Annotated in this window: 22 protein-coding genes; 6 read left to right on the top strand and 16 right to left on the bottom strand. The window is 71.0% G+C overall.

Annotated elements, in window-relative coordinates; translation table 11 throughout:
• Positions 1-33: 33 nt before the first annotated feature.
• From J7E25_RS03660 to J7E25_RS03670, 3 genes are all read right to left on the bottom strand, one after another.
• Positions 34-495, bottom strand: a complete 462-nt coding sequence (locus J7E25_RS03660) for an SRPBCC domain-containing protein (RefSeq protein ID WP_214868077.1) — start codon at positions 493-495, stop codon at positions 34-36.
• A 93-nt stretch (positions 496-588) separates the two neighbouring features.
• Positions 589-1,275, bottom strand: coding sequence for a response regulator transcription factor (locus tag J7E25_RS03665; RefSeq protein WP_214868078.1), 687 nt, complete (start codon positions 1,273-1,275; stop codon positions 589-591).
• A complete protein-coding gene (locus J7E25_RS03670) occupies positions 1,268-2,563 on the bottom strand; it encodes a sensor histidine kinase (RefSeq protein ID WP_214868079.1) in 1,296 nt (431 codons plus the stop codon). Before J7E25_RS03670 ends, J7E25_RS03665 begins: the two co-directional genes overlap by 8 nt.
• A 126-nt stretch (positions 2,564-2,689) precedes the next feature.
• On the opposite strand from J7E25_RS03670, the gene J7E25_RS03675 reads away from it, so the two are divergent.
• On the top strand, positions 2,690-3,874 hold the full coding sequence (locus J7E25_RS03675; RefSeq protein ID WP_214868080.1) for a hypothetical protein: 1,185 nt from the start codon (positions 2,690-2,692) through the stop codon (positions 3,872-3,874).
• Between the two features lie 275 nt (positions 3,875-4,149).
• Here J7E25_RS03675 and J7E25_RS03680 read toward each other — a convergent pair whose 3' ends face one another.
• Positions 4,150-5,190, bottom strand: a complete 1,041-nt coding sequence (locus tag J7E25_RS03680) for an LLM class F420-dependent oxidoreductase (RefSeq protein WP_214868081.1) — start codon at positions 5,188-5,190, stop codon at positions 4,150-4,152.
• Between the two features lie 239 nt (positions 5,191-5,429).
• On the opposite strand from J7E25_RS03680, the gene J7E25_RS03685 reads away from it, so the two are divergent.
• Positions 5,430-6,608, top strand: a complete 1,179-nt coding sequence (locus J7E25_RS03685) for a MarP family serine protease (RefSeq protein WP_214868082.1) — start codon at positions 5,430-5,432, stop codon at positions 6,606-6,608.
• Positions 6,609-6,665: 57 nt separating this feature from the next.
• Here J7E25_RS03685 and J7E25_RS03690 read toward each other — a convergent pair whose 3' ends face one another.
• Positions 6,666-7,598, bottom strand: a complete 933-nt coding sequence (locus tag J7E25_RS03690) for an aldose 1-epimerase family protein (protein ID WP_214868084.1) — start codon at positions 7,596-7,598, stop codon at positions 6,666-6,668.
• The gene (locus J7E25_RS03695) at positions 7,595-8,482 is read right to left on the bottom strand and encodes a DeoR/GlpR family DNA-binding transcription regulator (RefSeq protein WP_214868086.1); all 888 of its coding nucleotides are present in this window, start codon (positions 8,480-8,482) and stop codon (positions 7,595-7,597) included. The genes J7E25_RS03690 and J7E25_RS03695 overlap by 4 nt, the downstream gene beginning before the upstream one ends.
• Positions 8,483-8,606: 124 nt before the next feature.
• Between J7E25_RS03695 and galT the strand changes: the two genes are divergently transcribed.
• Both galT and galK read left to right on the top strand, forming a co-directional pair.
• Positions 8,607-9,734 carry a galactose-1-phosphate uridylyltransferase gene (gene galT / locus J7E25_RS03700; RefSeq protein ID WP_214868179.1) on the top strand — a complete coding sequence of 376 codons (1,128 nt, stop codon included), beginning with the start codon at positions 8,607-8,609 and terminating at the stop codon, positions 9,732-9,734.
• The gene (galK, locus tag J7E25_RS03705) at positions 9,731-10,888 is read left to right on the top strand and encodes a galactokinase (RefSeq protein WP_214868088.1); all 1,158 of its coding nucleotides are present in this window, start codon (positions 9,731-9,733) and stop codon (positions 10,886-10,888) included. The genes galT and galK overlap by 4 nt, the downstream gene beginning before the upstream one ends.
• 13 nt (positions 10,889-10,901) lie before the next feature.
• Here galK and J7E25_RS03710 read toward each other — a convergent pair whose 3' ends face one another.
• The 4 genes from J7E25_RS03710 to J7E25_RS03725 form a co-directional block, all read right to left on the bottom strand.
• A complete protein-coding gene (locus J7E25_RS03710) occupies positions 10,902-11,531 on the bottom strand; it encodes a helix-turn-helix transcriptional regulator (protein WP_214868090.1) in 630 nt (209 codons plus the stop codon).
• A 207-nt stretch (positions 11,532-11,738) separates the two neighbouring features.
• The gene (locus J7E25_RS03715; RefSeq protein WP_215009338.1) at positions 11,739-12,311 is read right to left on the bottom strand and encodes a GNAT family N-acetyltransferase; all 573 of its coding nucleotides are present in this window, start codon (positions 12,309-12,311) and stop codon (positions 11,739-11,741) included.
• Positions 12,308-12,802 (bottom strand): YbaK/EbsC family protein, encoded by a 495-nt coding sequence (locus J7E25_RS03720; RefSeq protein WP_214868094.1) that lies wholly within the window; start codon positions 12,800-12,802, stop codon positions 12,308-12,310. The genes J7E25_RS03715 and J7E25_RS03720 overlap by 4 nt, the downstream gene beginning before the upstream one ends.
• A 50-nt stretch (positions 12,803-12,852) precedes the next feature.
• Positions 12,853-14,907: a carbohydrate binding domain-containing protein gene (locus tag J7E25_RS03725; protein ID WP_214868096.1), complete on the bottom strand. Its 2,055-nt coding sequence runs from the start codon at positions 14,905-14,907 to the stop codon at positions 12,853-12,855.
• A gap of 156 nt (positions 14,908-15,063) precedes the next feature.
• Here J7E25_RS03725 and J7E25_RS03730 point away from each other — a divergent pair, with 156 nt between their 5' ends.
• Together J7E25_RS03730 and J7E25_RS03735 are read left to right on the top strand one after the other, a co-directional pair.
• Positions 15,064-16,368 (top strand): amino acid permease, encoded by a 1,305-nt coding sequence (locus tag J7E25_RS03730; RefSeq protein WP_308164344.1) that lies wholly within the window; start codon positions 15,064-15,066, stop codon positions 16,366-16,368.
• Positions 16,369-16,372: 4 nt separating this feature from the next.
• Positions 16,373-16,909, top strand: a complete 537-nt coding sequence (locus tag J7E25_RS03735; protein ID WP_214868100.1) for a gamma carbonic anhydrase family protein — start codon at positions 16,373-16,375, stop codon at positions 16,907-16,909.
• Positions 16,910-16,968: 59 nt separating this feature from the next.
• Here J7E25_RS03735 and J7E25_RS03740 read toward each other — a convergent pair whose 3' ends face one another.
• From J7E25_RS03740 to glyA, 6 genes are all read right to left on the bottom strand, one after another.
• Positions 16,969-18,288 carry a DUF6716 putative glycosyltransferase gene (locus tag J7E25_RS03740; protein ID WP_214868101.1) on the bottom strand — a complete coding sequence of 440 codons (1,320 nt, stop codon included), beginning with the start codon at positions 18,286-18,288 and terminating at the stop codon, positions 16,969-16,971.
• On the bottom strand, positions 18,285-19,160 hold the full coding sequence (locus J7E25_RS03745; protein ID WP_214868102.1) for an N-acetylneuraminate synthase family protein: 876 nt from the start codon (positions 19,158-19,160) through the stop codon (positions 18,285-18,287). The genes J7E25_RS03740 and J7E25_RS03745 overlap by 4 nt, the downstream gene beginning before the upstream one ends.
• Positions 19,161-19,171: 11 nt before the next feature.
• A complete protein-coding gene (locus J7E25_RS03750; RefSeq protein WP_214868103.1) occupies positions 19,172-20,530 on the bottom strand; it encodes an acylneuraminate cytidylyltransferase in 1,359 nt (452 codons plus the stop codon).
• Positions 20,531-20,615: 85 nt separating this feature from the next.
• Complete coding sequence (locus J7E25_RS03755) at positions 20,616-21,860, bottom strand: Fic family protein (protein ID WP_214868104.1); 1,245 nt, start codon at positions 21,858-21,860, stop codon at positions 20,616-20,618.
• Positions 21,861-22,023: 163 nt separating this feature from the next.
• Positions 22,024-22,908, bottom strand: a complete 885-nt coding sequence (locus J7E25_RS03760; protein ID WP_214868105.1) for a bifunctional methylenetetrahydrofolate dehydrogenase/methenyltetrahydrofolate cyclohydrolase — start codon at positions 22,906-22,908, stop codon at positions 22,024-22,026.
• An 8-nt stretch (positions 22,909-22,916) separates the two neighbouring features.
• Positions 22,917-24,191 carry a serine hydroxymethyltransferase gene (gene glyA, locus J7E25_RS03765; RefSeq protein ID WP_285289788.1) on the bottom strand — a complete coding sequence of 425 codons (1,275 nt, stop codon included), beginning with the start codon at positions 24,189-24,191 and terminating at the stop codon, positions 22,917-22,919.
• Between the last annotated feature and the right edge of the window lie 31 nt (positions 24,192-24,222).

Consider the following 24,222-nt stretch of genomic DNA (forward strand, 5'->3'; position numbering starts at 1 on the left):
GGGCAGTGCCGCAAGCCACGACGGCGACGCGCCTCATCCGAACGTCCGGCTCTCGCCCCGGTACTCCCGTCCCTCGGCGAGGAACGCGAGCCGGCGGAGCGACTCGGCGTTCCGCCACAGCAGTAACGGCTCCGTGAGGAACCGCGGCACCCAGCGCGCGGGCCCGGCCGCGGGCTCCTCCTGCAGCCGCACGACGCATCCGCCGCCCCGCCGCTTCACGTCGATCGTCACGGTCGCCTCGCCGATCGGCCAGCCCTTCGCCTGGAAGACGGCACGGCGCGGCGGCGACCAGTCGAGGCTCACCGTCACGTCATCGATCACGGCAGGCCACATGCCGACGGAGTGGTGCAGCCGGCTCTCGGGCCGAGGCCACGTCAGCTCGACATCACGCATGCGCGATGCGCCGACCACCCACGACGGGTAGAGCCACCCGTCGGCGAGCACCTCGAACACCGCCTCGCGCCGGCACGCGAACTCCCGCGCGTTTCGCGACATCCGGTCTCCTTCGCCTCATCCGAATCGACGGCACGCGTCGATGGTCTCGACGATACGAGTGGCGGTACCCGCGCGCGCGGGGTTGACACCGCGTCAGCGGTGCTGGGGTCGTGGCCCCGCGATTCCGTTCTCGAACGCCCAGATCACGACGTGCACCCGGTCGGGCAGCTCGAGCTTGGCGAGGATGGCAGCGACATGGGTCTTCACGGTGTTGCCCGTCATGAAGAGGCGGCGGGCGATCACCTCATTCGAGGCGCCCGTCACGAGCTCGCCGAGCACCTCGCGTTCTCGCGCGGTGAATCGGGCGAGCAGCGCCTCGGGATCGGCCGCGCCCGGCGCCCAGGCGACGAAGTCGACGAGGGTCGCCGTCGCCCTCGGCGCGATCACGGCGTCGCCGGCGTGCACCGCGCCGATCGCCGCGGCGAGCTCATCGCTCGAGACGTCCTTCGTCAGGAATCCGCTCGCACCGGCCCGGATCGCCGCGAACACGTACTCGTCGAGGTCGTAGGTCGTCAGCACGAGCACTCGCGTGTGCGGATGATCGCGGCGGAGCAGCCCGGTCGTCGTGATGCCGTCGAGGCGCGGCATCCGGATGTCCATGAGCACGACGTCGATGCGATGGGCTCTGGCCTGTTCGAGCAGCGCTGCCCCGTCGGATGCCTCGACGACGAGCTCGAGCCCGTCGTGCACCTCGATCATGGCGGCGAGCGCGGAGCGGATGAGCTCCTGGTCGTCGGCGATCGCGACGCGGATGCGAGCCGGCGCTGCCGGGTCAGTCATGGTGCTCCTCGAGGCTCAGCGGAAGACTCGCTCGCGTCTGCCATCCGCGGTCGGAACGGGGTCCGCTCTCGAACCGTCCACCGGCCTGCTCGACTCGATCACCCATGCCCCGGATGCCGCGGCCGGCCTGCTCGGGGCGATGCCGGCCGGCCGAGGCCCGTGCCGCACCGTCGTCGGTCACCGTGACGATGAGCTCGTGTTCGCCCCACGAGAGCTGCACCCCGCTCCGGGTCGGCGGATCGGTGTGCTTCAGCGTGTTCGTGAGCGACTCCTGCACCACGCGATACGCGGTGAGGGCGACGCCTGGGCTCACCGCGCGGGGCGAGCCCGATTGCGTGAGTGAGATCAGGCGCTCGGGGCCTGAGGCCAGCTCGACGAGACCGGCGACGTCGTCGAGCCCCGGGCTGGGAGCCAGGGGCACGGTTCCGCTCTCGGTCGTGTCGCCGGCCGGCGGCTCGGCGAGCACGCCCAGGAGTCCCCTCATGTCGGCCATGGCGGCCCGACCGGTCGCCACGACCTGCTCGACCGCGGCGCGCGAACGGGTGTCATCGCGGCCCTGCAGCACACGGGCGGCCTCGGCCTGCGCCACCATCACGGCAAGCGAATGCGAGATGACATCGTGCAGCTCCCGCCCGATGCGGCGCCGTTCGTCGGCGACGGCCGCGCGCTCGGCCTGCAGCTGGAGCTCTGCGGCCTGCTCGCGGCCGAGTGCCTGCGCGGCGAGCTTGCGGCGAGACTCCCGCAGGTAGCGTCCGAGGGCCCACGCCGCGCCGATCGACGCGACGAGGAACCCGCCGAGTGCGATGAGCAGTCCGACCTCGGCCGAGGGCTCCCATGCCACCGCGACACCCGTGATCATGCCCGCGCCGATGACGCCGACGACGATGGCCGCGACATCCGCGATGCGATCGTCGCTCATGGCCGCCGTGAACACGAACATCAGGTAGGCGAGACTGCTCGGCAGCAGCACCACGATCGCCGGTGTGCCGGGCAGGCTCACGATCGTGAGCGCGAGCATGACGGCGGATGCCGCAGCGAGGGCGGCGCGGGGCCAGCGGCGGCGGAAGACGACGACGATGTGCAGCACGGCGAGCAGCACGAGCGTGACGGTGAGCCACGTCGCGTCGTGCGGAAGACGCGCCGCACCGAAGATCTCCACGAGCGTGACGGGCAGCAGCGCGGCCGCGGCCGCCGCCGCCGACACCCAGTCGGCGGACGTCGGCGGGCGCGGCTCCTCGGCGCGACGACCGGCGGGCATCGGTTGCAGGGTGCGTGAGGCGGTGACCATTCCACGACCACGCTAGTCGGCGGCAGCGTTCTAGGTCTCACCCGCTCGGGTGAGGTGGCGGGGCCAGGGTTGGCGGCACGCTGACAAGGCCGCCGGCAACGACACCACACCACGATTGGATCCGACATGAGGTCCGCAGAACATCCCTCCCTGCCACGTGAAGCAGAGGACGGGCGGAGCGCCGCCGCGGAGGTGCTCTCCCGCCGCGCGCCGGTGTACACGGCCCTCGTGGCATCGGCGGCGGTCGCAGGGCTCGGGCTCACCTGGCTCCTCGCATCCTGGCTGAACCCGTTCGCTGGAACCCGGATGTCGAGCATCGTGAGCACGATGCTCGGGCCCGATGCCGTCGCCTGGACGGCGGTCGTGACCGGTGCTGGCGGCGTCGTGCTCGCAGCGATGCTCGCCCGGCTCCGCCCCGGGGCGCGTCGTGTCGCTCCGCTCGGCGTCGTCGCAGCCGTCCTCGCATTCGTCGCGGGCATCACGTTCGGCAGCATGGCGATCATCGCCTACGCGGGCTACCTGTTCGGCTTCGCCGCCGTGGTCGCCGGCATCGTCACGATCGTCGTGACCCTGGTTCGTGCGCCTCGCCTCGGCCTGCCGCTGCTCGCCGGCTTCGGAGTGCTGCTCGCGGCATCCGTCTGGCCCGGAGGGCTGACCCTCGGAGGCGTCGGTGAGTTCGCGACCGCGTTCGGCGGCGCCCTCGCCGCCGACCTGCCGAACCTCGTCGTCATCGTCGTGGTGGTCGGCGCGACCCTCGCCTGGACGGCGCTCGCCATCATCGCCATCCGGGCCACCCGTGGCCGACGCTCGTTCGAGGCGTGGCTCGTACGCCACCGCGGCGCACTCACGATCCTCGCGGCGCTCGGCCCGGTGCCCTATGCCGTGGCCCGGCTGAGCTGGCTCACGCCGTGGCCAGTGTTCGGCCCGAGCCACGGCGCGCTCCCACCCGCCATGCTGGCCACGGGCCTCATGCTCGGCGCCGGCGCGATCGCCGCGAGCATCCTCACCCTCGGGTTGATCCTGCCGTGGGGCGTGGAGTTTCCGCGGTGGATGCCGCGCATCGGCGGCCGCCCTGTTCCTGTCTCGGCCGCCACCGTTCCAGGCCTCATCGCCGCGGGAGCGCTCTGCATCTCGGCCGCGCCGATGTTCGTGACCCTCGTCGGCGGCCCCGACGCCCCGGCCGACGCGCTGGTCGTGAACCTCGTACTGCCGTTCTGGTTCTGGGGCCCGATGCTGGCGCTCGCGGTGTGGGCGTATGCCGCCTGGCGCGGACGCGATGTGTCGGCCGGTGCAGTTCTCGCCGACGAGTGAAGCGCGGCAGTGTGCGACTCGGGCGACTCGGGCGACCCGGCACCGCCCGACGGGAGTTCGAGCCATTCGGTCGGGCCGACGAGCTCGAACGTTCCCGTCACAGCGGTTCGTCCCCAGTTGTCCCTCGAGCGCACCACCTCGTGCGCTCGGGTTTCACGCTAGACCTCGCATGCGGCGCGCACCAGTGGCGCGGTGATTTTGGCACGGGATCGTCCGCGGACGTCGAGATCCGGCGCACGCCCCCTGGCTACCGCAACGGATGCCCCGTGGCGGCGTCAGCCCACGAGCGCGCGGAAGCCCGACATGAGCGCGACCCGCTCGGCTGAGGTGCGCGCGAGCGGCGTGACCGTGAGGCTCGTGACCCCCGCGTCTGCGAATGCCGCGACGCGCTCGGCGACGTCGGACGCCGTGCCGATGAGCGAGACGGCGCGCACGAGCTCGTCGGGCACGGCCGCGATCGCCTCGTCTTTGCGCCCCTCGAGGTAGAGGTCCTGGATGCGTGCCGCCTCCGCCTCGAAGCCGAAGCTCGCAATGAGGTCGTTGTAGAAGTTCTTGCCGCGTGCGCCCATGCCCCCGACGTAGAGCGCGAGCTGCGGCTTCACGAGCGGCAGCACCGCCTCGGGATGATCGGTGATGGCCAGCGCAGGGCTCGCGACGATGTCGAGCGGGCCGAGTTCTGGCGAGCGACGGGCGCGGCCCGCGGCGAGCGCGTCGCCCCACACGCCGGCTGCACGCTCGGGGTGGAAGAACATCGGCAGCCAGCCGTCGGCGATCTCGGCGGTCTGCTCGACCGACTTCGGGCCGAGCGAGGCGATCGTGATCGGGATGCGCTCGCGCACAGGGTGGTTGATGAGCTTGAGCGGCTTGCCGAGTCCTGTTCCCTCGCCCGCGGGCAGGGGGATGCGGTACCGCGTTCCCTCGTGCACCACGGGCTCGCGACGCCACACCATGCGGCAGATCTCGACGATCTCGCGGGTGCGGCCGAGCGGCGCGTCGTACCGAACGCCGTGGAAGCCCTCGATGACCTGCGGCCCCGACGCGCCGATGCCGAGCTCGAAGCGGCCGTTCGACACGTAGTCGAGGCCGGCTGCCGTCATCGCCGTCAGGGTGGGCGTGCGGGTGTAGATCTGGAAGATGCCCGATGCGAGCGTGATCGTCGAGGTGCGCGCCGCAAGGAACCCGAGCTGGCTCACAGCGTCGAACGAATACGCCTCCGGCACGGCGATCAGGTCGAGGCCGGCCCGCTCGAGCTCGGCGACCTCGTCGGCGACCTCGCGGAAACCACCCGCGTAATTCAGGAACATGCCGACGCGCATCCACGGCTCCTCACGTTGATCAGCCCGGGCGGGTGCCGACGGACACGTCAGACCCTAATCCAGGCGGCGCCCCCGCGCCCGCGCGTTTGTGTCCTCTCGACTATGTGCGGACGACGACGACGGGATCCGTCGTGGGATGCGGACGAGGCCGATCGCGAGCGCGCCTTCAGCACTCTCGAAGACGGATGCCGCAGGCTGGTGTTCCGCGCTCCGCGCGCGGCGCGACGAACGGAGACGTGATGGGCTGGAGCCTGGTGCTCGACCTGGTGCTCGTGGTGGTGTTCATCGGGGCGATCGTGAACGGGTACCGTTCTGGCATCCTCGGAACCGCCGCTGGACTCGTCGGCCTCATCGCGGGCGGCATCGCCTCCTACTTCGTCATGCCGTGGATCACCGGCATCGTTCCGGTGCCCGAGTGGCGCGCGCCCGCGGCGATCGTCGCCGCACTCATGCTGCTCTCGGCCGGCGCCTGGCTCGGCGCCGTGGTGGGCGGGGCCCTCCGCCATGGCGCCCGAGCGGTGAAGCTCGGGGTCCTCGACCGCGTGCTCGGCGCCATCGGCAACCTGCTCGTCACGGCCTTCGTCGTGGCGCTCGTCGGCTCGGGCGTCTCGGCGATGGGCGTTCCCGTGCTCTCGCCCGCGGTCGCGAGCTCGCGAGTACTCCAGGTGCTCGACAACGTGACGCCGGCCCCCGCGCGCTCGCTCCTCGCGGAACTCCGCACGGCCGCGCTCGGCGGCGCCATCCCGTGGCTCGTCGACGTGCTCGACGCTCCACAGGAGAGCCCCGAGCTGCCCACGGGCGTCGTCGACGACGCGGAACTCGCCCGCGCCGCTGCATCCGTCGTCCGCATCACGGGCCCGGCATTCGAGTGCGGCAGCAGTCTCTCGGGCAGCGGATTCGTCGTCGCCGAGAACCGGATCGTCACGAATGCGCATGTCGTGGCCGGCGTCACCGAGCCGATCATCGAAGCGCCGGGGCAGCCGGCGGTCGAGGGGCGCGTCGTGGCATTCGACACTGAGCACGACCTCGCGCTCATCGCCGTGGAGGGCCTCGCCACTCCCCCGCTCGCGCTCGGCGAGCCCGCGGCGGGCGCCGAGGTCGCCGTGGCGGGCTACCCGTTCGGCGGGCCGTTCGAGCTGCGACCCGCGCGCGTGATGTCGAGCGGGCCGGTCACCATCAGCGAGGGCGGCAGCACCTCGACCCGCGACATCATGACGCTCGCCGCCGACGTCGACCACGGCAATTCGGGCGGGCCGGTGCTCACGGGCGACGGCGCGGTGGGCGGCGTCGTGTTCGCGAAGGCGGACTCGGTCGACAATGTCGGCTTCGCCATTCCGGTCGCGACCCTCGCGCCGCTCGCGGCGAAGGCGCCGACGCTCAGCGCTCCCGTCGACTCGGGGTCGTGCGTGCGCGGGTAGCGGCACGGCACGCGTCGCACGAAGCTGCGCGGACGCACCGCACAGCATCGTGTCCGGTTATTCGGCGCTGAAGCCCGCGAAGCGGATGCCCCAGCTCAACTGCCATTCCTCGCCCGGGTCGAGCCAGCGCAGCCCACGGCCCGAGTTGAACGCCTCGGCGGGCGCCGTCATCGGCTCGACGGCGATCGCGATGTCGCCCTCCTCGCCCGGGAACTGCCGGGTCGTGAACACCTGCACGTAGTCGAACTCGTCGTCGGCCCAGATCGACACGCTGCGGCCGTCGGGCGCGGTGAGCGAGTGCAGCACCTGGCCGTCTTCGCTCGCGAGCTCGCCGAACGCGTCGTCGAGCGAGAGCTCGCCGACCGGGCGGCCCTCGCGGAAGTCCCACTCGGTGCCCTCGACCGGCACCTCGCCGGTGGGCAGCAGGCGCTCGTCGACCTCGATGTGGCTCGCGGCGTCGAGCCGCAGCGTGAGGTCGCGCGTCGGAACGTCGCCGATCTTGATGTAGGGGTGCGTGCCGATCGCGACGGGCGCCGGCTCGGCGCCGAGGTTCTCGACGAAGTGCGTGACCCGCAGTCCGTCGGCCACGAGCTCGTAGTGCACGGCCGTTCCGAGGAGGAACGGATACCCGAGCTGCGGGTAGATCGTCGCGGAGAGGGTCACCGAGTCGCGTTCGCGGGCGATCGGCTTGTACTCCGTGTAGCGCAGCAGGCCGTGGATGGCGTTGTTGCGCGCAGGCTCGGTGATCGCGAGCTGGTGCTCCTCGCCCTCGTGGCTCCAGCGGCCGTCGCGGATGCGGTTCGGCCACGGCACGAGCACGATGCCGGCGCCCATGGGCGGGGACTGGTCTTCGGCGAACTCGGGCACGAGGTCGATGCCGTTGATGCTGAGCGAGCGGATGCCGGCGGCGACGGCGGTGATGGTCGCGCGCACCTCCCCGCTCGAGGTCGAGGTCTCGAGGGCGAACTGCTCGCCCGTGGGAAGGGTCATGGATCCACTCTAGGGTCTCGGGCGAGCACGGACAGCCCGGCATCCTCGAGCTCGGCGACGAGTGCCACGGGGGCCCAGGCATCCGTCACGAGCGCGTCAAAGGCATCGATCGGCGCGACCCGGCCGAGGTGCACCTCGCCGAGCTTCGAGCCGTCGGCCACGACGATCGAACGGGCGGCGGAGCGCAGCATGAGCGCCTTGACCGCCGCTTCGGGCAGGTTCGCATTCGTCACGCCGTGCACGGGGTCGACGCCGTTGCAGCCGATGAACGCGAGGTCGACGTGCACCTCGTCGAGCATGGAGCTCGCGAGCGGATGCACGAGCGAGTGCTGCTTCGGGCGCAGCGTGCCGCCTGTGACCACGACGGTGAATCGAGGGATCTCGTCTTCGAGCTCGAGGGCGAGCGAGAGGCCGTTCGTGAACACGGTGAGGTCTTCGAGGTCGGTGCGAGCCCGCAGCGCCCGGGCGATCTGCAGCGTCGTCGTGCCGACGTCGAGGATGATGCTCTGCCCGCTGCGCACGAGCGAGGCGGCGTACTCGCCGATCTGCCGCTTCGGCTCGACGGATGCCGCGAGCGCCTCCTCGAAGGTCGGCTCGCGCTCGGGTCGCTCCGTTTCGAGCTGCGACGACACGGGCACCGCACCGCCGTGCACGCGGCGGATGCCGCCCTGCCGCTCCAGCGCGTCGAGGTCGGCCCTGGCTGTGACCGGAGTCACGCCGAATGCGTCGCTGAGCTCGGCGACGCGCACGAACCCCCGCTCGGCCACGAGGGCGAGTGCGAGCTCGCGCCGCCGCGGCGCGTCGAGCACGACCCGCACGTCGGCACGATCGCGCGCCACGCCGCCCCTGCTCGGAGCGGCGTCGACGTATTCGTCTCCTGCCATACCGGCATTCTGCGGCCTCAATCGTCGCTTTGCAATACGAAACCCAGTTGTTTGCGAAACGAAAGGCGCGTATCGTGGCCGCGTGGCTGACCCGAACGAGACCGCCGACGCGGCATCCGTCCCCATCACCGACCCTCGCATCGAGGTGCGTCGCAGCACCCTCGCCGACGGTCGTGAGCTCATCTACTTCGACGACGCCGACACGACCCTGCCGCCCGAACGCGGCATCGACGAGCGCGCGCTCGACCCTCGACCGGCCAACGCGCACATGCGGCAGGATCCACTCACCGGCGAGTGGGTCTCGATCGCCGCCGCCCGCCAGAACCGCGTGTTCCTGCCGCCCGCCGACCTCGACCCGCTCGCGCCGCAGCGAGAGGGCAACCCCTCCGAGATCCCGAGCCGCTATGACGTGGCCGTGTTCGAGAACCGCTCGCCCTCGTTCGGGCCCGAGCTCGCGGCCGATGGAACGGATGCCGCGAGCGCCGGGGCCCTCGCCGAGCTCCGCAGCGTCGGGCTCGAACGCACCCGCTCGTCGATCGGCCGCTGCGAGGTGGTGTGCTTCAGCCCCGAGCACGAGGGGTCCTTCGGCACTCAGACGGTCTCGCGCGCACGCACGGTGATCGAGGCATGGGCGCAGCGCACGGCCGCGTTGTCGGCGATGCCCGGTGTGGAGCAGGTCTTCCCGTTCGAGAACCGCGGGAAGGAGATCGGCGTGACGCTCGGGCATCCGCACGGGCAGATCTACGCCTACCCCTACGTGACGCCGCGCACGCAGCGCCTCCTCGACTCGGTCGACGCCTACGGACCGACCCTGTTCGCCGACCTCCTCGAGCGGGAACGGAACGGGCCGCGAGTACTCATCACGGGCGAGCACTGGACGGCGTTCGTGCCGTTCGCGGCACGCTGGCCCATCGAGGTGCACCTGCTCCCCCACCGCCACGTGCCCGACTTCGCCGCGACGAGCCTCGCCGAGCGCGACGAGCTCGCCGAGCTCTACCTGCGCCTGTTGCGCGGCGTCGACGCGCTCTACGACACGCCCACGCCGTACATCGCGGCGTGGCACCAGGCGCCCGTGCACGAGCGACGCGACGAGGTGCGGCTCATGCTGCAGCTCACGAGTCCTCGCCGCGCCGCCGACAAGTTGAAGTACCTCGCCGGCTCGGAGGCCGCGATGGGGGCATGGATCGGGGATGTCACCCCCGAGTCGCAAGCTGAGGCGCTGCGCGCCGCAATCGGAAGGGTTCGGGTATGAGCGAGGTCGCCGAGGCGATGCACGGATTCGCCGAGTGGTTCGGGCACGCTCCAATCGGCGCCTGGTCGGCACCGGGCCGGGTCAACCTGATCGGCGAGCACACCGACTACAACGACGGATTCGTCTTCCCGTTCGCGATCGACCGTCGCACGGCGGTCGCCCTCGGCGATCGTGACGACCGCGTCATCCGCGTCGCCTCGAGCTTCGCCGCCGAGCCCGTCGAGATCCACCTCGACGAGCTCGCGCCCGACGCGCTGAGCGGCTGGGCGGCGTATCCGCTCGGCGTCGCCTGGGCCCTCGGCGAGTTCGGCGCCGACCTCGAGCACGTGCGCGGCGTCGACCTCTTCCTGAGCTCCAACGTGCCGGTCGGCGCAGGACTCTCGTCGTCGGCCGCGATCGAGTGCGCCGTCGCACTCGCGCTCGACGAGCACTGGGGTCTCGGCTTCGACCGGCCCACGCTCGCGAAGGTCGGCCAGCTCGCCGAGAACCGCGTCGTCGGCGCGCCGACGGGCATCATGGACCAGTCGGCGTCGCTTCTCGGCGAGGCAGACGCCGCCGTCTTCCTCGACTGCCGGAGCCTCGACGCCGACGTGATCCCCCTCGGGTTCGAGGCCGACGGGCTCTCGCTCATGGTCATCGACGTGCGTGTCGAGCACGCGCATGCCTCCGGCGGATACGCGGCGCGACGGGCCTCATGCGAAGCGGGAGCGCGCGCGCTCGGGGTCGAGTCGCTGCGCGATGTCCGCCCCGACGATCTCGCGCGCGCCGAGGTGCTGCTCGACGACGAGACGTTCCGCCGGGTGCGCCACGTCGTCACCGAGGACCAGCGCGTGCTCGACGCGGTGCGCACGCTTCGTGAGCATGGCCCGGGCGCGATCGGGCCGTTGCTCGACGCCTCGCACGTCTCGATGCGCGACGACTTCGAGATCTCGGTTCCCGAGCTCGATCTCGCCGTCGAGACGGCGCAGGCACACGGCGCGATCGGAGCGCGGATGACCGGCGGCGGCTTCGGCGGCTCCGCGATCGCGCTCCTGGTCGACGGGCTCGTTCCGATCGTGACCCGTGAGGTGCTCGCCGCGTTCGCGGAGCGCGGCTATCGTGAGCCCGCCGTGTTCACAGTGCGGCCGAGCCAAGGGGCCAGGCGCGACGCATAGCGGCGGCAGGCAGTCAGGGGTCGCACCGGCACGCGCAGTCGTCGGTGCAGCCGCGGCTCTCCCAGCACCCATCGAGGCAGGTGCACTCGACTTCGAGCAGTGCCGCCGCCAGGCGTCGCGCGTGTTGGAGGCGTTCGGCGTTCTGCTCGCCCTCGCGCTCGGCAACGCCGCTCACGGTCGGCTGATCGTTGAGGGCGTGGGACCCCGCCGCGCTCCTCCGCCGATCCCGTATGGCTCGGTGGTGGTACCAACCGCGCGGACTGGCGCGACCACTGTGAGGTTTGAGCAAAGCTGACATCGGCGCGTCTGACGGTTCACGTACGTCGAGATGCGCCGGCATCCGGCGATCGGCGTTGTCGCGGAGAACGTCCTTGGGGACCGGAACGACCTCGACCCCGTCTCGATCGAGGACTGCGATGCGCATCTCGGCGAGCGCCAAGATCTTCACCAACAGCAGAAGGTCAACCCGGCGTCGCGACGACTCGATGCGAGCCACCTGTGACTGGTCGAGGCCAAGCGCGAGCCCGAGATCTCGCTGGCTCAAATCGCATATCCGCCGCACGCGCATCACGATTCCAGGCACATCGATCTCGGCGGCATCGACGCGGTCGAGCCCGCTGCCGTGTACCTCGTCCCTGCTCATTTCGGCCCATCCACAGCCGCAGCCTCTCAGATGGCGCCGACACTGCAACGACCTGGCTCCCGACATTGCACCGAATGGCTCCGACATGGCTCCGAGTGACCTCGGGTCCTCACCGACTCCGCCACTGATGCCAAAACTGCATCAGCGGCGGATTGCGACGCAGAACGGTGTCCACCCGGCAGTCTTGACCGCCGCGGCCATTCCCGGTCAGCGACTCGCGCGCCACTCCTCGGCGAGGATTCCGTACGTGTAGCCGTCGATCCAGCCGAGCTCGGCATGCCACGAGTCGCGCACGCCGTGCTGCTCCCGCCGCATGCCGAGCTTCTCCATGACCCGCCACGAGGCGACGTTGTCGGCGAAGCAACCGGCCGTGACCCGGTGCAGGCCGAGCTCCGCGAACGCGAGGTCGAGCAGACTCCGGGCGATGTCGGTCGCGTACCCGTTTCCGGCGTGGACGGGATCGATGAGATAGCCGAGGAGCCCTTCGGCTCCGCGCCAGGCATCGCCATGGAACTGCCCCATGCCGTCGCGCAAGTCGAGCGAACCGGTGCCGACGACGACCCCGTCGAGCACGGCCACTGCCGTGTGCTGGTCGGGGTCCTCGACGCTCTCGAGCCACGCCGTCCGGAACGCTTCGGGGTCGACCATGGTGTGCAGGAGCCAGCGGGTGACCTCGGGCCGGTTGCGCCACTCGAGCACCTGGTCGAGGTCGTCGCTCGTCGGCGGTCGGAGGACGAGCGGGCCCGCGCGGCGCGGCCACGCCGCGCGCGGCGACGTCACTCGGATGCCTCGGGCGCTGGCTCGACCGCGCGCGGCGCGCCTCCCGTGATGCGCACGAGCTCGGCGAAGGTCGTGGGGAACACGGTCTTCGCGTGGCCCGCCGCCGCCCATACGACGGGATACTCGGCGAGTTGCACGTCGACGATCGTGCGCACCGGTGCGGGATGCCCGAGCGGTGCGACGCCGCCGATCACCTGCCCCGTGGCCTCCCTCACGGTCTCCTTCGACGCGCGCCGGATGACGCCGCCGAGCTCCGCGCCGAGCCACTCCGTGTCGACCCGGTGCGATCCCGAGGTGAGCACGAGAATCGGCTCGTCGTCGATGGTGAACACGAGCGAGTTCGCGATCTGGCCGACCTCGACGCCGAGCGCGTCGGCGGCGAGCTGCGCCGTGGTCACGGCGTCGTCGAACCAGAAGATCTCGGGGCTGAGGCCGTGGCCGGCGAGGGCCCCGGCGACGCGGTCGACCGCGGGGTGGGAGGACTGTGCCATGCACCGATCCTACGATCCGCAGCAGGTGGTCGACGCGACGGAATCACCCGCTAGAAGACGATTCCGCCGCCGGTCACGTAGATGGGATCCACGCCGAGCCTGATCGAGACACGCCCACTGACGGGGTCGATGCGCGAGCTGCGACCGAACTGGTCGACGACTGTCACGGCCCCGGTGGCCTTGGCGGTCACGGTGGTGGACGCCGTCGCCCACATGACGCGGAGTGCGCTGCCCGAGGCATCCGTGAACACGAGTGAATAGGCGCCCTGCGGCACGGGGTCGCGACGATCGAAGACGCGATCCTCGAGCTGGCGCGTGAGCACCGCCATCGTCGTGAATACGGGCTTCGGAGCGAGCACGCCGGACTGCGAGGCGGGATTGCGCACGAGCCCGAAGTTCGCCTCGGGATTCTGGGGGTCGTTCCAGTCATCGAGCAGGTCGTACACGAGGTACGCGTCGACGCCTTCGGCGAGCGCGAGCGAGGCGTCGCGCACGAGGTACCGGGCCTGCTGCAGCTCGCTCACTCCGCCGGCGGCCTCCCCCGTCGTGAAGTATCCGGTCTCGCCGAGCCACAGCGGCGTGTTCGCCGCGGCGGGGTACCCGGCCATGAGTCCGGTGATCTTCCGGATGACTGCGTCATTGTGTCCTTCGGGTGCTGCCGGTGCCCCGTAGTTGTGCACGCTGACCACGTCGACGAGATCGAGACCCCCGAGGGCGAAGAACTCGGCGAGCCAGTTGTACGACTCGTTGCTCGTCAGCCACATCGCGGTGTTGCCGGCGAGTGCGGGTCCGACGACACGCGCCCCCGGCGCGACCTCGTGCACGGCCTGCGACGCCGGCTGGAGGAGTTTCAGGTAGCACGCTGGTGTCTGGCCGCAGAGGCCGTTGCTGTAGGCGATGTTGAACTCGTTGTAGATCTGGTAGTCCACTCCGTCGCCGTAGCGCTCGGCGGCCGCTCGCAGGAAGTCCGTGTAGCCGGCGATCCCATCGGGGCTCGACGGCGTGCGGCCTGCGTCGTAGGGACCGTAGTACGCGATGACGAGCGTGGGGCGCACGCCGCGTGCCTGGAGCCGCGCGACCTCGTCGTCCGTCGCGGCATCCCACGTGTACACGCCCGGCGACAGCTCGATGGCCTCCCAGCGCAGGTCGAGCCGGGCGGCGCCGAGTCCGAGCCCGGCGGCAGCAGCGTCTTCATGGACCCCCGGCTGAAGCGTCGGATGCATCGTCGTTCCGAACCTGCTCGCGCTCGCGCCGAGCGCCTCGTCGAGTCCGTCGACGATCGTGAAGCTCGTCGATCGCGCGGCACCCGCCCCGGACAGGACGAGACGGTAGTACCCGGGCCCGAGCGCGGCGAAGTCGAGTGTCGCGGCGCCGGTCGACGTGTCGGCAGTGCCGGCCTTCACGAGCACGCCGGCGGCGTCGCGCACCTCCCAGGCGACGCTGGGCGTCGGGGACGTGATCGGGATCCGGGCATCGCCGGGTGCGAAGAAGAGGTCGGACACCCCGAGCCCGATGAGGCTCTCGAAGGCCTCGAACCCGCCGTTGGCAAGCACGGAAGCGCTCTGGCCGCGTGTCGTGATCGTGAAGTCGTCGAACCAGAACTGGCCGAGATCTTGAGCCTGCACTGCGATCGGCAGCACCGACTCGGAGGCGCCCGTCGTATAGCTCCAGCTGAGCTTCCGCCAGCCATAGGTGCCGGCGGGCAGATACTTCCGATCGTCGGGGCGGCCCGCGTAGAAGATCGAGCCGGCCTTGGTGCGCGCGCCGGAGGCCCGCACCCAGACGGTGAAGTCGTAGCGCGTGTTCGGCTTCACCGAGACACCCTGCGAGATCGCGCCGTAGACGCCCGCCTTGAGCGGCGAGGCATCGGTGATCCGCAGCGACGCGGCCCCACTGCGACGGACCGTGGTGTCGGCGAGGAAGCCGACGTCTGCGCCGCCTTCCGTCCATGAGCCCCATGACTCGAATGTCGACGACGTGCGCGCGGAGGCGGGTTGGCTCGCGACGAGCGCCAGCGTGCCTCCTCCCGCGAGGAGCGCGACGATCGAGGCGACGGCCACGAGGATGCGCCGGCGTCGACTGAAACGACCAATCGAGAATGGCAAGGAGGATGCCTCCACGCGAGATGGTACTCGCTGGCGTGGCTTGAGCGCTCGCCCCAATTCGGGTCGCTCCGATGGGAGCGCCGCAATTCGACCGCCGCAGCCGGGGACGCCACGGCGCGACAGCCGCGATTCGCGCCGATGTACTATCGTGCGAGCGTGACCCAGCAGCCCGCCCTCGCCCGCCGCCTCGGACTCCGCGACGCCGTCGTGATCGGCCTCGCCGCGATGATCGGCGCCGGCGTCTTCGCCGCCTTCGCCCCTGCCGCACACGTTGCCGGCGAGGGGCTCCTCATCGGGCTCGCGATCGCCGCCTTCGTGGCGTTCGCGAACGCGAGCTCGACGGCCCAGCTCGCGGCACGCTACCCCGAGTCGGGCGGCGCCTACCGCTACGGTCGCGAGCGGCTCGGCGAATGGCCCGGCTTCTTCGCTGGGTGGAGCTTCGTCATCGGCAAGACGGCGAGCTGCGCGGCGATGGCGATCACGTTCGCCGCGTACCTCGCCCCGCCCGGCTGGGAGCGGCCGCTCGCGGCGGCCGCCGTGATCGTGCTCGCGGCCGTCAACCTTCGCGGTATCACCCGCACGGCGCGAGTCGCCACGGTCATCGTGATCGGCGTGCTCACGGTGCTCGTGCTCGTCGTGGTCGCCGGGTCGGCACCCGTGTTCCAGGACGGCGCGCCGTTCGGCGCGGGTGATCTCCTCGCCGAGGGGTGGCTCGGCATCCTGCAGTCCGCCGGGCTGCTGTTCTTCGCGTTCGCGGGCTACGCGCGCATCGCGACGCTCGGCGAGGAGGTGCGCGAACCGGCTCGCACGATCCCCAGGGCGATCGCGATCTCGCTCGGGATCACGGTCGTCGTGTACGCCGCGATCGGCACGGTCGCACTCGCCTCGCTCGGCGCCGACGGGCTCGCGGCATCCGGCGCTCCGCTCGTCGACGTCGTCGCCGCCAACGGATGGAACTGGGCCGAGCCGCTCGTGCGCCTCGGCGCCGCGGCGGCGGCCCTCGGCGCGTTGCTCGCGCTCATCGCAGGGGTCGGTCGCACGAGTCTCGCGATGGCGCGCGACGGGGAGCTGCCACGAGCGCTCGCGGCGGTGCATCCGCGATTCCGGGTTCCCTACATCGCCGAGATCGCCGTGGCCGTCGTCATCGTCGTGGTCGTGCTCGCGGTCGACCTGCGCGGTGCGATCGGCTTCTCGTCGTTCGGCGTGCTGCTCTACTACTTCATCGCGAACGCCGCGGCGATCACCCAGCCGCGCGCCGACCGTCGGGTGCCGCGCGCGCTCTCGGCAGCAGGGGCGATCGGATGCCTCGTGCTCGTCGTCACCCTGCCGCTCGTGTCGATCGTGGCGGGGGTCGCCGTGCTCGCCGTCGGCGTGGCATATCGACTCGTCTCGCGGACCATCCGCTCGCGTCGAGGTGTCGAACCGAGCGGACCGGGCCGCCCGAGCGGACCCGTAGGCTGACGGCATGAGCGCCGACCCCTCCGCCCGCATCCTCGCCCTCGCGGGCATCACGGCCCCCGCCGTCGACGAGACCGCGTTCGTCGCGGCGGGCGCGGTCATCGTGGGCGACGTGCGCCTCGCCGCCGGGTCGAGCGTCTGGTACAACGCGGTGCTCCGCGCCGAAGCCGAGCCGATCGCGCTCGGCGAGGACTCGAACCTGCAAGATGCGGTCGTCTGCCACGTCGACGCGGGCTACCCGCTCACCATCGGCCGTGGCGTCTCGGTCGGGCACGGCGCGGTGCTGCACGGCTGCACCGTCGAAGACGACTGCCTCATCGGCATGAGTGCGACCGTGCTGAACGGGGCCGTGATCGGCTCCGGCTCGCTCGTCGCTGCCGGCGCCGTCGTACTCGAGGGCACGGTCGTGCCGCCCGGCTCGCTCGTGGCCGGCGTGCCCGCAAAGGTGCGGCGGGAGCTCACCGACGACGAGCGGGCCGGCATCCGCCGGAATGCCGCCGCCTACCTGCGCCACGTCGGCGAGCACACCGCACCCGTCGACTGACCGCGGGTGGAGCGGCCGCCATGCGGGCTCGGTCGTGCGCGCCCTCGACGGGGCGCCGCTCAGGCCGATTCGTCGGTGAACAGCCGGCGGATGCGCCGCATCCGTCGCACGACCCATCGCGAGGGAACGGCCACCACGACCGAGAGGTACCCGGCCGGTGAGCGGTCGTATCCGCCCAGCATCCGCTTGCGCTCGAACGCCCTGCGGAGTGCGCCGCCCTGCAGGTTGTGCCGGCGTGCACGCAATGGAAGCGGCCGTTCAGCGCGCCCGGCGACGAGCTCGTCGAGCCGGCGGGCCCAGTCGTCGTGCTCGCGGCCGTGGAAGTAGTTGTCCGCGAGCCAGGCGGGGTCGGGATGCCGTCCGGCACCCGCGATGACCTCGTCGGCGCCGGCGAACAGGCCGCTGCCCTCGAAGACCGTGTTGATGAGCTTCGGGCCCACGCCGAACTCGTCGACGAGGAGCGCCGGCACGCCCGAGGCGATCGCCTCGAGCACCGCCGTCGAGCTCACGGTCACGAGTGCCGCGGCGCGCTCGACGTGATCGTGCATCGGGCCGTCGAGCACCACGAGATTCGGCGGGAGGGTGCCGCCGAGCTCATCGCGCACGGCCGGGTCGGCGAGGAGCTCTGCGAAGTCGAACGCCTCGGCGTGCGTCTGCGCCTCGCCCGCCCGCGCTCGCACCTTCACGATGACGCGACGCGCCGGGCGACGTCGCGCGGCGGCCGCAAGCCAGCCGAGGAGCTGGATGCGCTCTTCACGGGTCGCGGGCACCTTCGCCTGGGCCGCGAAGACGAGGTCGGTGCGTTCCTGCGCGCTCGAATCGACGGTGACGCCCGAGTCGACCCCGACCCCGACCCCGACCGCGGCCATTGCCGAGGTGTGCGTGCGGAGGAACGGCAACGTCGCGAGCCCAAGGGCCACCGGCACGTCGAGCAGCGTGGCATTGCCGGTGAACTCGCGAACCTCTCGCCGGCTGTGCAACACGATGAGGTCGACCTGCTCGCGATACACGATCGCCTTCGGCTCGGCCGGGATGGTGAGGCCGGGGAATCCGCTCAGGAGCACCGGCCGATCGGGGCCGGCTGCGACGAGCGGCACGACGACGCGCACGAGCGGCCCCCGGAGCGAGAGCAGCACCGCGTCGGGTCGCCGCACGGCGATCAGGTCGGGCAGTTCGTCGAGCTCGACCGTGTGCACTGAGTCCGGCGAGAAGAGCGTGCCGGCGAGGGCATTGCGCAGCTGTCTGGCGCTCGGAAGCACCGGCGTGGCCAGCACGACGAGCTCGACCGACCACGGGTCGGCCGGAAGCTGCGAGGCGAGCGAAGCGCCCCACTTGACGTAGGAGTCGGAGTCCGCGACGACGAGGAGCGAGCGCCTCACAGTGCCGGCACCCGGCGGAGCTTCGCGCGCGGCGCCTCCTCGCCCGGGAAGACCCGCTTCACGCCGTCGCCCATCGCCTCGCCGATCACGCGGATGTCGCGCACGAGGTGCTCGAAGCCCAGCGGCTCGAGCGACGCCGCCTGGTCGGAGCCCCACATCGCCCGATCGAGGGTGATGTGCCGCTCGACCGCGACGGCACCGAGCGTGACCGCCGCGAGCGAGATCTGCAGGCCGCGCTCGTGCCCGGAGTAGCCGATCGGAACTCCGGGATAGCGCGAGCGGAGCGTCTCGATCGTGCGGAGGTTCGCCTCCTCGGGCGGCATCGGGTAGCTCGAGGTCGCGTGCATGATGACGAGCCGGTCGGTGCCGAGCGTCTCGACGGCGCGGTCGATCTCGTCCAGCGTCGACATCCCCGTCGAGAGGATCACGGGCTTGCCGGTCTCGGCGATCGCATCGAGCAGTGCCAGATCGGTGACCGAAGCCGAGGCGACTTTGTGCGCCACCACGTCGAGGTCTTCGAGGAACTCGACCGACGGGACATCCCACGGCGAGGCGAACCAGTCGATGCCGCTCCGCATCGCGTACGAGGCGATCTCGAGGTATTCCGACTGGCCGAACTCGACGCGACGACGGTAGTCGAGGTAGCTCATCGTGCCCCACGGCGTCTCCCGCGGCACGTCGCGCATGTGCTCGGGGGTCGCGATCTCGGGCGTGCGCTTCTGGAACTTCACCGCTTGCGCCCCCGACTCGACGGCCACGTCGATGAGCCGTCGCGCGACGTCGACATCGCCGTTGTGATTCAGGCCGATCTCGCCGATGACGTAGACGGGCTGGCCGGGGCCGACCACGGAGCGGCCGACGCGTACAGTCATGTCGTTCTCCCTCATTCGGAATCGTGCGGGCGCGCGGGATCGAGCGCCGCCCGGGCGACGTGGGAGTCACGCGCCTCGAGGATCAGGTCGGCGAGCTCGCGCACGGCGCCGTGGCCGCCGGGCTGCGCGAGTACGTGGCGGGCCGCCGCAAGCGCCTCAGGCGCTGCATCCGGAACCGCGATCGGCCATCCGACGAGCTCGAGGGCAGGCAGGTCGCCGCGGTCGTTGCCGAGATAGGCGATGCGATCGAACCGGATGCCGCGGTCTTCGGCCCACGCGCGAAGCACTGCACCCTTGTCCGAGACGCCTTGGGCGCACTCGACGCCGAGCTTCTCGGCTCGGCGACCGACGACCGGATTCTCCTCGGCGGAGATGATGAGCACGGGGATGCCGGCCGCACGAAGTCGGGCGATACCGTGCCCATCGCTGCGGCTGACCCGCACCGTCTCGCGCCCGAGCTGGTCGACCATGACCGTGTCGTCGGTGTGCACGCCGTCGAAGTCGGTGATGAGCGCGTCGACCTCGATGAGCGGTCGTCGCCACTCGACGGCGGAGCCTCGTCGGGATGCCGCGATCCCTCGGTCGACGTGCGACGCGAGCGCCCGCGCACGGTCGAGGTCGGCGATGCCGTCGATCTCGATGGCGTGGTCGGGGTGGACGGGCTGGATGCCGACCTGCCCGAAGAAGCGGTGCCCGGTGGCGCGGAAGCCGTCGGTGCGGAAGACGTAGAACGCGCCCGTCTCGAGGTACTCCGGCTGCCGGTCCTGGCGGCGGGGGCGGTGGGAGGCGTCGTGGTTCACGCCGACGGCGCCCACGCCCTCCGCGTCGTCGCGCCAGAGGAAGACATGCGACGGCGACGCCGCGAGCATGACGTCGTGCTCGCCCGACGCCACGCTCTCGATCGCCGCGTCGAGGTCGGCGGGGTCGATGAAGGGCGACGTCGCCTGGATGAAGACGGTGATCGCGCCCTGCTCGTGGTGCCGGTCGGAGCCAGGACGCGCAGCTTCCGAAAGCTCTTCGAGGGCGTGCATGAGGGCCGACTCGCTCGACGCCGCGCCGCCGGCGAGCTCAGCGGGCCGCGCGATGACCTCCGCGCCAGCGCTCCGGGCGGCGGCGGCGATCGCCTCGTCATCGGTCGTCACGACGACTCGGGCGATACGCGTCGCGGCGAGTGCGGCATGCACGGCTCGCGCGATGAGCGGCACACCGCCGACTCGAGCAACGTTCTTGCCCGGCAGGCCCTGCGAGCCGCCACGAGCCGGGATGATCGCGGTCGCGAGGGTCGTCGCGGCATCCGACGGCCTTACGGCGCCGACCGCTCCGACTGCAGCGACCGGCGCGGGCGGGGCGACGACGTCGATCTGGGCCATGGCGCGAAGCTACGCGCGCCAGGCAGCCGCCCGGTGCACGACTGGTGAACGCCGGGCGACCGCGAGGTCGACAACTGATCCCCGGTCAACCGCGGCGCAGCTGCTCGGCGTAGTCGTCGAGGACGCCCAATATCCCAGCGTGTTGCCAGACGCGGTTGCGGCGCATACCGGTGCGCTCCTCCAGGATTCCCGCGGCCGCGAGCTGCTGCAGGGCGCGCTGTGCGGTCACCTCGTTGAGGCCCACACGGGACACGAGGAAGCGCGCAGTGAGGATCGGCTGCGAGACCAGGCGTGGAAGCACCCGCCACGCGGCCGCTTGGGGTCGGAGGTTCGACAGTTTCTCTTCGGCGATCGCCAGCTGCCGTGCGAGGTCATCGACCAATGTCATGCCGGATCGTGCAGCATAGCGGGATGCCCGCGTGAAGCTCTCGACGATGGGGCGCGCATCTCCCTCGCGGAAGGCAGTGAGCGCCGCGAAGTATGTCTCGGTCTCGCGCAGGAGTCCGGCCGACACCGGCGCCGTCGTATGACGCAGCGTGCCCTTGTTGTGCAGCAGCGCGTGCACGAGCGCACGACCCGTGCGGCCGTTGCCGTCGGCGAACGGATGAATCGTCTCGAACTGGGCGTGGCCCACAGCCGCCTGCACCAGTACCGGCAGGTCATCACGCCGGAGGAACTCGACGAGGTTCTTCATGGCGCCGGGCACGAGGTCGGCCTGCGGCGCGACGTGCCCTGCTCCTCGTGGGCTTGCCGCACTCGTGCCCACCCAGACGAGTTCGGAGCGGTAGCGCCCCGCATGCGACGCCCATCCCGGATGCCGCGAGAGCAGTTCCGCGTGCATTTCCAGGATGCTCTGCTCGTCGAGCTGTTCTGCGAGTCGCAGTGCGGCCTCCATTGCGCGGACGTTCGCCACCACCAATCTCGCGTTCTCGCTTTGGGCCTCGTCGAGCTCGGCCAGCGCGAGCTGCCGAGCTCCTGCGGTGATCTGCTCGATCTGCGACGAGGACGCACTTTCCGTGCGAAGCAGCACAGAACTCATCGGCCCGAGCGCCGGGCTCTGCGCACCGAGAGTGGCCGCGGCATGCGAGTCGAATTCGGCGAGCGCCTGCGCCGCCTCCTCGATGTCGGCCGTCAGGTCCGAGGGCAGCGCCGGCGCGTACTCCGTAATGGACGCCGGTATCGAGGACCGGTACGGTCCGGATCCGCGTGTGCGCTCCGCACGGGAATACGGGCCATCGGGGTTTACCGTCCAGATGTGCTGAGTCCATCCCACCGGCGGCACGGGGAGTGGCGTGGACTCGTCCACGGTTCGCTTCGCATCTGAAACCATGCAGCCATCATACTTACACTTTCTTCTAAAGTGTAAGTAAGCAATCGTCCGACTACTTCACGCAGAGCGGATGCCGCAGACACCTCCGCGGCATCCGTCCGCATTCCGTGTTCGGTTCGTACTTGCAGTTTCACTGCAACTGTAAGTACGAGCGCCCGGCTACTTACCGGTGCAGTCGCTGCTCCGCCGCCTTCACGACGTTGGCGAGCAGCATCGCGCGGGTCATCGGGCCGACGCCGCCGGGATTCGGCGAGAGGTGTCCGGCGACCTCGGCCACGCCGGGATCGACGTCGCCCGTGAGCCGGCCCTTGCCCGTGTCCTCGTCTTGCACGCGCGTGATGCCCACGTCGAGCACGGCCGCGCCGGGCTTGACCCACTCGGCCTTCACGAGGTGCGGCACGCCGACGGCTGCGACGACGATGTCGGCGCGAGCCACTTCGGTGGGGAGGTCCTGCGTGCGCGAGTGCGTGAGCGTGACGGTGGCGTCGAGGCCCTTGCGCGTGAAGAGCAGCCCGAGCGGGCGGCCGACGGTGAGCCCGCGGCCGATCACCGTCACGTGCCGCCCGCGGATCGGCACGTCGTAGCGCCGCAGCATCTCGACGATGCCCGCGGGCGTGCACGGCAGCGGCGAGTGCAGCTCTCCCTCGATGCCGAGCACGAGCCGGCCGAGGTTCGTCGGGTGCAGGCCATCGGCGTCTTTCTCAGGGTCGATGAGCTCGAGCATCGCGTTCTCGTCGTGCCCGGCGGGCAACGGCAGCTGCAAGATGTATCCGGTGACCTCGGATGCCGAGTTCAGGTCGCGGATCGCGGCGCGCACGTCGGCCGTGGTCGCCGAGGCCGGCAGGTCGACGCGGATCGACTCGATGCCCACCTCCGCGCAATCGCGGTGCTTGCCCGCGACATAGGAGCGCGAGCCGGGATCGTCGCCCACGAGGAGCGTGCCGAGCCCGGGCACGACCCCGTGCGCCTTCAGCAACTGGATGCGCGAGGCCAGTTCGCCCTTGACGGCTGAGGCGGTCGCCACCCCGTCGAGCGTGATCGCGGTCATGATCGCGCCTACTGCTCGAGGCCCGGGTACAGCGGGAACGCCGCCGTGAGGGCCTCGACGCGCGAGCGGAGCGTCGCGACATCCGCTTCGCCCTTGAGTGCCAGCGCGATGATGTCGGCCACCTCGACGAACTCGGCGTCGCCGAAGCCGCGGGTTGCGAGCGCCGGGGTGCCGATGCGCAGGCCCGACGTGACCATCGGCGGGCGCGGGTCGAACGGCACCGCGTTGCGGTTCACGGTGATGAGCGCCTCGTGCAGGAGGTCTTCGGCCTGCTGCCCGTCGATCGGGCTGTTGCGGAGGTCGGCGAGCACGAGGTGCACGTCGGTGCCACCGGTGAGCACATCGATGCCGGCAGCGCGCGAGTCGTCGGCGGTGAGCCGCTCGGCGAGGATCTGCGCACCGCGGATGGTGCGCTCCTGGCGGAGCTTGAAGTCCTCCGATGCCGCGATCTTGAAAGCGGTGGCCTTCGCCGCGATGACGTGCATGAGCGGCCCGCCCTGCTGGCCCGGGAAGACGTTGGAGTTGAGCTTCTTCGCGAGCTCGGTGTCGCGGGCGACGATGAAGCCCGAGCGGGGGCCGCCGATTGTCTTGTGCACGGTCGATGAGACGACGTCGGCGTGCGGCACCGGGCTCGGGTGCAGGCCCGCGGCGACGAGGCCCGCGAAGTGCGCCATGTCGACCCAGAGCTTCGCGCCGACCTCGTCGGCGATCTCGCGGAACGCGGCGAAGTCGAGGTGGCGGGGGTAGGCCGACCACCCCGCGATGAGGACCTGCGGCTTGTGCTCGAGCGCCTTGTCGCGCACGACGTTCATGTCGACGAGGAAGGTCTCGGGGTCGACGCCGTAGGAGACGGCGTTGTAGAGCTTGCCCGAGAAGTTCAGGCGCATGCCGTGCGTGAGGTGGCCGCCGTGCGCGAGCTCGAGGCCGAGGATCGTGTCGCCGGGCGTCGCGATCGCGCTCAGCACCGCCGCGTTGGCGGTGGCACCCGAGTGCGGCTGCACGTTGGCGTACTCGGCACCGAAGAGCGACTTCGCGCGCTCGATCGCGAGGGACTCGGCGACGTCGACGTACTCGCAACCGCCGTAGTAGCGGCGGCCTGGGTAGCCCTCGGCGTACTTGTTCGTGAGCACGGAACCCTGGGACTGCAGCACCGAGACGGGAACGAAGTTCTCGCTCGCGATCATCTCGAGGTAGTTGCGCTGACGCCCGAGTTCGAGCTCGAGAACTTCAGCGATCTCGGGATCGACCTCGGACAGCGGCGCATTGAAAACGGACTCGGCCAAGACTGGCTCCTTCATGACATACGGACCTACG

It is taken from the genome of Agromyces sp. ISL-38, assembly GCF_018613935.1.
GTDB lineage: Bacteria > Actinomycetota > Actinomycetes > Actinomycetales > Microbacteriaceae > Agromyces.

Excerpts from the sequence above, each read along its gene's own strand:
- J7E25_RS03660 (WP_214868077.1), bottom strand. The coding sequence starts at position 495 with ATGTCGCGAAACGCGCGGGAGTTCGCGTGCCGGCGCGAGGCGGTGTTC.
- J7E25_RS03665 (WP_214868078.1), bottom strand. The coding sequence starts at position 1,275 with ATGACTGACCCGGCAGCGCCGGCTCGCATCCGCGTCGCGATCGCCGAC.
- J7E25_RS03670 (WP_214868079.1), bottom strand. The coding sequence starts at position 2,563 with ATGGTCACCGCCTCACGCACCCTGCAACCGATGCCCGCCGGTCGTCGC.
- J7E25_RS03675 (WP_214868080.1), top strand. The coding sequence starts at position 2,690 with ATGAGGTCCGCAGAACATCCCTCCCTGCCACGTGAAGCAGAGGACGGG.
- J7E25_RS03680 (WP_214868081.1), bottom strand. The coding sequence starts at position 5,190 with ATGCGCGTCGGCATGTTCCTGAATTACGCGGGTGGTTTCCGCGAGGTC.
- J7E25_RS03685 (WP_214868082.1), top strand. The coding sequence starts at position 5,430 with ATGGGCTGGAGCCTGGTGCTCGACCTGGTGCTCGTGGTGGTGTTCATC.
- J7E25_RS03690 (WP_214868084.1), bottom strand. The coding sequence starts at position 7,598 with ATGACCCTTCCCACGGGCGAGCAGTTCGCCCTCGAGACCTCGACCTCG.
- J7E25_RS03695 (WP_214868086.1), bottom strand. The coding sequence starts at position 8,482 with ATGGCAGGAGACGAATACGTCGACGCCGCTCCGAGCAGGGGCGGCGTG.
- galK (WP_214868088.1), top strand. The coding sequence starts at position 9,731 with ATGAGCGAGGTCGCCGAGGCGATGCACGGATTCGCCGAGTGGTTCGGG.
- J7E25_RS03710 (WP_214868090.1), bottom strand. The coding sequence starts at position 11,531 with ATGAGCAGGGACGAGGTACACGGCAGCGGGCTCGACCGCGTCGATGCC.
- J7E25_RS03720 (WP_214868094.1), bottom strand. The coding sequence starts at position 12,802 with ATGGCACAGTCCTCCCACCCCGCGGTCGACCGCGTCGCCGGGGCCCTC.
- J7E25_RS03735 (WP_214868100.1), top strand. The coding sequence starts at position 16,373 with ATGAGCGCCGACCCCTCCGCCCGCATCCTCGCCCTCGCGGGCATCACG.
- J7E25_RS03745 (WP_214868102.1), bottom strand. The coding sequence starts at position 19,160 with ATGACTGTACGCGTCGGCCGCTCCGTGGTCGGCCCCGGCCAGCCCGTC.
- J7E25_RS03750 (WP_214868103.1), bottom strand. The coding sequence starts at position 20,530 with ATGGCCCAGATCGACGTCGTCGCCCCGCCCGCGCCGGTCGCTGCAGTC.
- J7E25_RS03755 (WP_214868104.1), bottom strand. The coding sequence starts at position 21,860 with ATGGTTTCAGATGCGAAGCGAACCGTGGACGAGTCCACGCCACTCCCC.
- J7E25_RS03760 (WP_214868105.1), bottom strand. The coding sequence starts at position 22,908 with ATGACCGCGATCACGCTCGACGGGGTGGCGACCGCCTCAGCCGTCAAG.